Origin of the sequence: Bradyrhizobium sp. th-b2 (assembly GCF_000426785.1) — a bacterium.
In the GTDB taxonomy this organism is placed as follows: domain Bacteria; phylum Pseudomonadota; class Alphaproteobacteria; order Rhizobiales; family Xanthobacteraceae; genus Bradyrhizobium; species Bradyrhizobium septentrionale.
This window is the reverse complement of record NZ_AUGA01000129.1, coordinates 1-9156: the sequence shown is the minus strand read 5'-3', so window position 1 is coordinate 9156 and position 9156 is coordinate 1. Positions and strand designations below refer to the sequence as shown.

The following is a 9156-nucleotide window of genomic DNA, read 5'->3' as shown; positions in this document are numbered from 1 at the left end:
GCGGCTCAGCACCGCACTGTCCTTATGTCCGTCCATAAGGACAGTCAGCTACAGATCGGAAAAACTCGCAAGACGGCCGCCCTCGGACGGATACAGAACAGCAGCCCCTTGACGCGATTGACGTGCCGGACCCGCTCGACGATCAGTACCTTGCGCTCGCGGCAGAGGCGGCGGCGGTCCTCTTCCTCGGGAGTCGGTGCCTTGATCATCGCACAGACCCGGGGTTCACCCCGCTTGTGACACCATCGAAGAGCTGCGAACCGCACTCGTCGAGTTCGCCAATCGCGACAACGAAACCGGGCTCGTCGCCCGGCACGGATATCGTACCCCAGCCCAGGTGCGAGCCGATCAATGCCGGCTTGATCAGACCGCAACGGCCGATCTAAAGTTGGCCGCCTGAATAGGCTGAGCCGAGTGTCTCAAAACCGCGCCGCAGTACACAGGCCATTCGACAGACAATTTCTATTTTCCGCACTAGAATCGAGCCATTGAGGTGGCAGCCAGTCGTCCGTCGCAGACCATCGCCTTGCAATCCGACCGCTGCTACCGTCGGCCCAAATTCTCTGGAGCCGTGGATCAAGATGGCCGAACACGTCGTCCATACTGTCGCCTTCGATGTGTCTCGCCGCCTGCATTTTGCCACCGGATCGATCAATCGCAACCAAAACAGCGCGTAGAGCGGCCTAACTCTGTCCACAGTCTGGAGCAAAACCAAGATCGCCCGAATCTCGCACTTCGTTCGAGAAGCAGCCGGGATCACTTGGTCCTGCTGCATCTAAAAGAGATGTTAGAGTTATAGCCAAGCCTGTTCTCAAATCCGTCTGGGCTTCAAACTTGAGTTCCTGGCACGCCCGCAACGGATCGCCAAGCGAGGCTCGGATATCCCCGGCGCGGGCCGGGCTAAAGTTTGGCGACACAGTGGTGCCGAGGATGCCAGTAATTGTGTGAACGAGATCCAAGACCGACGTCCTCCGGCCTGTGCAAACATTGTAGACATTACCCTCAGCTGACGCCCGCTCCATTGCTGCCAAGAGTGCGCGCACAACGTCGCCCACAAAGATAAAATCGCGTGTCTGCTGGCCGTCACCGAAAATCGTGATCCCCTGTCCAGCTTTCAGACGATTGCAGAAAATTGAAATGACACCTGAATAGGGCGACGCGGGATCTTGGCGCGGGCCGTAGGCATTGAAGAACCTTAGACCACAGGTTGGCAAGCCATGGACCTTCCCTGCCACGAAGGCGTGCTGTTCGCAGCCCAGCTTATCCGCGCCGTAGGCCGATAGCGGCTTTCCGGCTTCCGTCTCAGCCAACGGGATGTTCGCGTTGTCCCCATACACCGCGGCGGAGGATGCAAAAACCACGGGGACCGAGCCTGCAGCCTTCGCTCGTCGGGCTGCATCGAACACGGTGATGGCGCCCGTCAAATTCGTCCGATGTGTCCCGATCCAATCCAGATTGCTCCGCTCTACCGATGCAATGGCTGCAAGGTGAAAGCACCCGTCAATCTGGCTAATCGCCTTAGCGACTTTCCTCTCGTCGGTAACATCCCCTCGGATGAAATCAGCTTTTTGCGGCTTATTCGCCAGCTTGCCCGTAGAGAGGTCATCCAAGATGCGAACGGAATGGCCTGCTGCAATGAGGGCATCCGCGAGATGCGAGCCGATGAACCCGCAGCCTCCTGTAACGAGATACGTTGCCATAATAATTGAGAGGACTCCCTGGAATGGCGCTTATTTGAAACAGTCGGAGCGCAATTTCGCTGGTATGGGCAGAAAGGTCCCGCGCTTGGAATGGCGCCGCACCGGTCGACGTCGCTCATCACCTCCCCTTAAGATGGTGCTCCAAACCAAGACGGATTTCAATGTCTGGGCACTTAGCGTTGTACTGATATTGTCCTTTTCTACTGACTTCGATCAGAATTCCGCGCTCGATTAGTTCAGCCCGAAAGTCGGTCGGTCAAAATTGCCCCACTGCTGCAACCGGATTGATCGATCAAGCTGGACCAGGTCGTTTCGATGGGGCGGCAAGCCCGGGGACGGCCTCAGGCAAATAGCCGACCTGACACCAACAATTCGCCACGGAGGGACCGGGTGTGCCTGGTCAGACCGCCTGCTCGTACCGACAAGGCGCACCGCCTCATCGCCCAGTACTTGCGTGATTGTCACTGCTTCCATCGAGTTTCCTATCAACTTAGGGAAAAGTCTTTACGCATGGCAGGAACTCCATTCTCGTGCTTTGCGACGGATTCATTCTCGAACACCAAATCAACGTAGCGCCGGATTATTTGCAATGAATGTGATGTATGGCAGCCGTGAAATGCGTCGCGCCGCCATTGCATAAGCAAAAACGAAAGACAGTAATGTTGCGAGAAAGTAGCCGTAACCCTGGTAACCAACGCCCAACGGGATAAACACCCAGGTCAGAGCCGCATTTAGGAAGAAGAACACTGCCGTCACCGCGAGCAGGACTCGGCGAAGGTCAAAGTACGAGATAATAACCAATGTGAATAAAAGCTGGCTTTGGAAGAGGGCGCCGAGAACGCCGAATCGAAAAATCGGAACCAGTTCGAGATCATCGCGTGCCATGCCAATGAGCCCTGGCGCGACGAGAATCGCAACGTAGCAAATGACCGTTTGGAGTACAGCGATATTACGGAACCCCTCCCTGAGCGCGCCAACGATCTCCTCATGGCTGCGCCGTATTTCGGCGTTGGTGGCATGGCTTGCGATATCGCGATAGAACTGAAGATACTTTTCAAAAAAACGGGTTTCGAGCGATACCAAAAAGAGAGTCATTGCCGGTATTATCGTCAGGTAAGCTAGAAACATAGCACCGTCGTAGGCTGGGTGCACAACCATCGCACCCGCGATGACTTTATGTCCGGGCGACAACCACATAACCCATTTGTCGACCCAGATCGCCGCATTGTACAAAAGGCCGATCACGGCAAACTCCCAGTGCGAACGAAATGCACGCAGGAAAGCGAAAGGGCGGACGACATCATAGGGGTACTCGGCAAAAATGCGAGCGACAAGGATGTAAAATACAAGTGCAAGACCGACCGTGAAACCGGCCAATGTACCTGTGGCTCCAAAAAATTTCGTCAGCAGGATAGCGAGGAAGAGAGCCGCCGCCATGCCGACACCAAATGCAGCACTGATTGTCTCGAAGCTTTTGAGCGCCGATAGAAAGACTGACGCGAGCCAAATTCCCCCAACCACAAAAAATCCGACGATTGCGAGAACACGATCTGTGGCGGGCATGTCCACGACAAAGCCATAGAACGGAATGGCAATTAAGGCCTGCACGCCGTACAGTAACGCGAGTGCTCCCAGCAGCAGTCCCGCCGCATCCTCGATGTCCTTAGCATAGATTTTGTCAGCCAGATGCCGGGTGATGACAAGCACAATTGGGCCTGCGAGCACCAACGAGAAAGCGAAGTTGTAGATGATCACGGTCGAGAAGCGAGCCAGTTCCTCGCGAGGAAGTAGGCCCCGGCCGAACATTTCCACGCCGCCCAGAGCAACCACAGTGAAGAGCCAGGGACCGGCCGACACCGCCGCTGCATGGGCATGGCTCAGCAGCCCGGCGGTTAAAGTGTCATGCCGGGAAAGGCGCCGGAGTGCGAAACCAATCCCGGCCATTTAGCAGACAGCCGCCGCGCTCACGACATGATCAGGCATGGCAAGGTACTCCTCATAAAGGGCGCGATATTGTTGATCCACAATCCTCTTATTATAGTACTTCTTCGTTCGCCGTCGGATCGCTTCGCCGCAGCGTTTCCTTAGGTCAGGGTCGATCAGCAGGTCAGCAAGTCCTTTTGCCGTAGCGAGTGGGTTCGAAAGAGGGGTCACGAAACCGCCCGGTCCGAGCGGGGGCTCCTCGTCAGCACGACCAAATATGATATCCCGACACGAACCGACGTCAGTGGCTACACTAGGCACACCGGCCGCCCCCGCCTCGAGCAGGACGAGAGGTTGAGCTTCACTTATGCTGGTAAGGGCGATCACATCGACGCGTCCCAGGTAGTCGTGCAATTTTACTGGCCCTGTGAATTCGAAAGTATCGGAGAGGCCAAGATAGGAGACCATCTCCTGGCATTCGCGAAAATATCCGGGATCCTCGTCCGTCGGGCCAAGCAGCAGCACACGGACCCCTGGCACCAAATCACGTAGCAAGGCGGCTGCACGAATATATGTTTTGACGTCCTTAATTGGGACTACGCGGCCGATGAGTGCCACCGTGGGGGGCCAACGCGAGGTGTCGCGTGGAATTCGTGAAAGGCTTTCATAATCAATCCCGTTAGGTATAATTGTGAGCTTGTCTTCGGGCGCACCGTCCCTGATCTGCAGGATTTGATTGCCGGTATAGAGGGTCGTGATCCGACTGCCGGCCTCGTAACAGGCATGCGAGTAGCCTGTAAAGGCATCGATCCAGACGTCTCGCAAATCGCGTCGTCCTCGCTCGATATCAAGAGATCCTGGCAGCTTATCTGCCAGCCAATCCGCCATCGCGATCTCGACGCGACGCTCGTTGGTGTAGATCCCATGCTCTGTCAGGAGTCCGGGGCGCCCGGTTTCGATCACGGCCCGGGCCATCACCAACCCTGCATAACCCGTCGAGACGGCGTGATAGAGGCGTGCACACGGAAGGTCAGCCAGAACGACGGAGAAGAGCCCACCAGCCAGTGCTCGCCAGCTCCAGAAGTAGTTCAGGAATGAGCTGCCGGGGATGGACTGCTCGTACATACGCTGGAGCATTTCAAAAGCAGGCTCAGAATTCATGAGAGCTGCTCGGGTCGCAATTGTCGGCTGCCGCCGAATCGCGGCTAGCACAGCCCGGTAGTCCGTCAACCCACCTTGTCTGAGAAGGCGAGCGAGCGGCGGCTCCAAGTCTGCAATAAGGCGCCCGATCGCACACCCCTCCGGAATGCGAGTTTCCGACTGCTGGAGCACAATCTCGGTAATCCCTGTGACGTTCGCCGGTAGTTTGAATCGGAGTGTCTTAGGGGAAGTATCGGCGGAGAGGGCAACAATGTGGAACGTGAGGTGGTGCTGAGCCTTCATGAGATCATGCGTCCAACTAGAGACGCCTCCTGCCACATACGGATAAGCGCCCTCTAGGATGAGGCACACGTCGGCTTTCAATTTACCAATCGTCATAGAGCGCGCGCCTCCTCGGCAATTGCTCCTGGGGCTGACCACAAACTAATTGACTCGCGCACGCCGTCCGGGAGGTCGGCCGTCGAGAGCTCGTCGACGAAGCCGATGCAGACCTTCCGTATTTGGTCGTAGCGCCTGAGGGCGAAGAGACCCTCGATATAGCGCGCAAGTAGCCTCGTCGAGCGAGCTTTCGCGAGCCAGGCCTCAAGCCTTATCACCGCCTCATCGGCTCGGCCAAGTTCTATGAGAAGTCGAGCCAAGGATTCCACAATGGAAGGATTCTGAACGCCCCTGCTGAGCACAACTTCGTACAGTTCTAACGCCTGTTGGCGCGTGGCATTCGCCCGTGTTTCATCCATGAGTCCCGTCTGCACGTATTCGTCGTAGAGACGCGCCAGATTCAGCAGTCGCTCCGGCTCGTCGCGCGGTGCCGCCCGTGACTCCGCGATAGCCATCGATCGCACAAGGAATTGATTTTCAATTCGGGCGGCGGCTGACGCCGCCTGGACCCGAATTGCTGGCTCAGCATCGTTCAAAGCCCTGCGAAGGGCTATGGAAAACGCGGGGATGAAGTTGTCTGTAATGAGAGTAATTACGGTTTCCTTTTGTTTTACCGTCCCCAGCGCCAAAATATCTGTAAACGGGGCAGCGGTACACCGAGCCCCCGGGCCGGCACCGCGCAGTGCAATCGTCGCATAGAGAGCTCGGACTTGATCATGCTCCGCGCCCGGAAACAGTGACGCATACCAGCGCTCGAAGGGAATTGCTCGGCGGACAAAAACCAAATGAAGCAAGGCGGCAATCGTTGAACCTGCTGCCCCGATGGGGCCTAGAGCTATCACCGAGACGACAAAAAGCAGGAAAATTGGACTGTGTTCTCCGCGCCGATACAGCCAACTCGCGGAGGCTCCCGAGACCCCTGCAAGCACCACGTGAATTACCACCAGCACCGGAATGCGATCATCGCCCCCCGAAACTGCTAGCTGAGCCAGCGTCAACTCGGCGGCCAAGACGATCGCTGCAGTGATCCAAGCGTACAAACGGGTGCCGTGCCTGGTGGGCCAGCGGATCACGGACGTGGCTTTGCCAAGCTTTGCGGATGTGGGTGCAGCTCCTTGACGTACAGGCCATCTTGGAGTTGCTCGACGCGTTGAGCATTCGCAAAGGCTGTGCCGATCCACTCACACAGGATCCGAAAGTTCTGCACGCAGGAAGGGTGGAGATCGAGAAAATCGATTTCTTCGATTTTGAGCATGCCTAGGATTTCACCGGTTTCGCACACCAGTGGCCCGGCTAACACGCCCTGCCCCCCCAGAACGGCTTCATGAACGGGATTCATTACACAAAGAAACTGCCGACGTGAGACAATGGCCTCAAAGAGGGCAGAAGAGCCGTCGAATTCGTGCACGAGCAGATTGCTTGGGATCCATCCCTCGGTTGCCGCGGCCTCCAGGATCTGCCCATTGAGCAAAAAAAGCGAAAATTTAATCGGCGACATGACTGACCGGACTAGATCAGCGATCCCGATTAACACCTCATGTGTGCTCTGTCGCTCGATCGCGCGCGACGCAACATACACAGTGTGTACCGTTTGCACTTGGCTCGCCACCCTCTTCTCTAGGCTACTCTTCGCTTGGGCGAGCTGCTCGTAAGCATGCGAAATGACATCAGCCTGTTGACCAACTTCCTGCAGGTTACGACGCAGTCTGTCACGCTCGCGCCGATGACTCTCTCCAACTTGTCCAAGCACGATGGCCGCGACAAACCAGAGCACGGGCTCGGCGGTGACCCGCAATAGCCAAGCAGAGAGGTCCTCACTAGACCCCTGCTCGGGCAGATTTCCGGTAAGCAGGGCCGCTGCCGAAAGGATAGCCGCAGCTAATCCCTCGTTTGCTCCGTAGTAAGCAGATACAAGGAGAACAGGAATCCAGAACGGGTGGGGCGAGACGTTCAAGAAGCGATTGCCAGCGTCGAAGAGTAAAGAGAAGACGAGAGTGACAGCCAGGAAGCCGATGATTTCGAGTAGCGCGGAAAGGCGCACCCCAAAGATGCGCCGCGGCGACCGGGTGCCGTGTTCTGTTCCCTTGTGTTCTGCCATCTGAGATCTCATGGGATCGAGAAGTATAAGTAATAGCCGGGTGCGGCCGTACCCTTGGACGTTGGCGTGATCCAATCAGAACGGCGCCAATGGATTGATCCCGTAACCAGCCTGGATCTGCAAAGCTATTCGGCTCCCTTAGGAGCGCCTTCCAGCGCGCCCGTCTTGAAAGCAGATCTACCTGGTCCTGGAGAGTATGGCTGATCGCTACCGAATTGAACTCTCAGCATGTCTCCGGGCAGGATCGGCGTCGATTCAGTTGCAGTGATCTCAGTCTCACTTCCGCTCTCTAGGTTTTTGCGGACAATGTTGAAGGTGAACGCCCGGTTCTTGCCTGGGACACGCTCGGCTTCAGTTGTGATTGGCTGAGCTGTCCGCACCTGCTGCCAAAGTTCAGCCAGCTTTGCCTGAACCTGCTGCAGTTCGCTGGCGATCTCCTCCCTTCTTCGGTTCTCGGCATTAAGCGCCGCCGCTTCAGCTCTGCCGCGATCTTGCCGGGCCCTTAAGGCCCGACTTTCGAGATCCCGCTGCTTGACTTCTACGTCAGCCAGGATGCGGTCCAGGTCGAATTCTCGGCCAGAGAGTGCTAGTCCCTTGGCCTGAAGGTTGCGTTGGTTGTCTACCTGGCGTTGAATACCGTCCGCTTGGCGCTTGAGGCTGGCCCCCTGTCCCTGATGAGCTTCCAACTCCTTTTCCAACAGCGTGGCCGCGTTCCTCTCAGACTCCAATGCGGTCTCGAAAGCGCGACGGCGGGCTTCGAAGATGGTTTCTTCCAAACGCAACAGCTGGGCGATGGACGAGTTCCATTTGCGTTTCAACATGTCAGCAGGAAATTCGACGGTTTTCCCGCCGCTGAGCTCCGCATTTAGCCTTGCTTCCCGTGCGCGGAGCTCATCGATCCTGGCCGCCCCCGCTTGCAAGGTAGCTCTGGCTGTGGCGGCATCCCTTTCGGCTTGAACCGCAACCGCAGGGTTTATGCGGTAGAACCCCCCTGCCAGGCTGACACACCGAAGGACGGTTAGCCCAGGACGATAGGGGTACGCTCCCGGTCGCTCCACCTCGCCCAGAACATAGAACGGCCCGAACTCTATTATCTCGACCGATGTGGTCGGCAGCTCCCTCAGGGACAATTTAGCCCGGAGTTTTTGTGAGATCGCCTTGGCCAGCGCAGGCAGGTCCAGACCTGCGGCGGAAGTATCTCCCAATAGGGGTAGAGAGATCATTCCAGCGGGACTGATCGTGTACTCTCCCGTGAGAGGGGATCTAAGCTCATTCGTTGCGGCGAACCACTCAACCACGCTTACTCGGATCTTATCTTGCGGACCAAGGCGGTATTCTTCGGCATGGGCAGCGGCCGGCCGACCCAAACAGAATAACAGCAAAAAAATCCATTTCGCCGCAAGAAACGCACCGACTTTCCCTCGCCGCAAAGGATTTGGAGTGTTGAGCTGGATCAGCCGCGCTCTGCTCATCGGCGGTGGCCTTATTTGTTTCAGATCACATCGTACCGTGACCTTCAGGTTTAGCGCGCTCGACCTGGTTCTGCACGAAACATATTCTGATCCGGATCAGAAGACGTTAGTCGTTCTCATGTGAAACTCAGGCCGCCACCAGAGCATTTTCCGACCGGAACGAATCGGGTGGGGATTCCCAAAACGGCGCGAGTCAGATTCAAGCTACATGCTGGCGAGGGAGGCCAGCATGTATGGCCAGGGCGCTTTCGGTTGATCTTCGCCAAAGGGTGGTAGCAGCGATTGACGGTGGCATGTCCTGTCGACAGGCTGCCGAGCGCTTTGGTGTCAGCGCGGCCAGCGCGATCCGCTGGCGCGGTCGCCTCAAGGAAGTTGGCGACATCGTTCCTAAACGCCAGGGCGGTGACCGCAAATCGAAGCGCAT

The 9156-nt window shown here is 57.0% G+C and carries 7 protein-coding genes and 1 pseudogene; 1 reads left to right on the top strand and 7 read right to left on the bottom strand.

Annotation, left to right across the window (positions count from 1 at the left end; translation table 11 throughout):
* Positions 1-95 precede the first annotated feature (95 nt).
* The 7 genes and pseudogenes from K359_RS62545 to K359_RS0145230 form a co-directional block, all read right to left on the bottom strand.
* A pseudogene (locus tag K359_RS62545) lies at positions 96-239 on the bottom strand (IS110 family transposase); the annotation flags it as partial.
* 444 nt (positions 240-683) lie between these two features.
* Complete coding sequence (locus K359_RS55920; protein ID WP_063619004.1) at positions 684-1700, bottom strand: SDR family NAD(P)-dependent oxidoreductase; 1017 nt, start codon at positions 1698-1700, stop codon at positions 684-686.
* 564 nt (positions 1701-2264) lie between these two features.
* Positions 2265-3644, bottom strand: coding sequence for an exopolysaccharide Pel transporter PelG (gene pelG / locus K359_RS0145250; protein ID WP_029084935.1), 1380 nt, complete (start codon positions 3642-3644; stop codon positions 2265-2267).
* Positions 3645-5162, bottom strand: coding sequence for a GT4 family glycosyltransferase PelF (gene pelF / locus K359_RS55915; protein ID WP_051346807.1), 1518 nt, complete (start codon positions 5160-5162; stop codon positions 3645-3647).
* The gene (locus tag K359_RS0145240; protein WP_156929071.1) at positions 5159-6172 is read right to left on the bottom strand and encodes a tetratricopeptide repeat protein; all 1014 of its coding nucleotides are present in this window, start codon (positions 6170-6172) and stop codon (positions 5159-5161) included. Before K359_RS0145240 ends, pelF begins: the two co-directional genes overlap by 4 nt.
* Before the next feature lie 59 nt (positions 6173-6231).
* Entirely contained in the window at positions 6232-7260 is a 1029-nt protein-coding gene (locus K359_RS0145235; RefSeq protein ID WP_029084933.1) for a GAF domain-containing protein, read from the bottom strand.
* 125 nt (positions 7261-7385) lie between these two features.
* A complete protein-coding gene (locus tag K359_RS0145230) occupies positions 7386-8732 on the bottom strand; it encodes a polysaccharide biosynthesis/export family protein (RefSeq protein WP_029084932.1) in 1347 nt (448 codons plus the stop codon).
* Positions 8733-8965: 233 nt separating this feature from the next.
* On the opposite strand from K359_RS0145230, the gene K359_RS0145225 reads away from it, so the two are divergent.
* Positions 8966-9156: helix-turn-helix domain-containing protein (locus K359_RS0145225; protein WP_029084936.1), on the top strand; the 191-nt coding region annotated here is incomplete at its 3' end.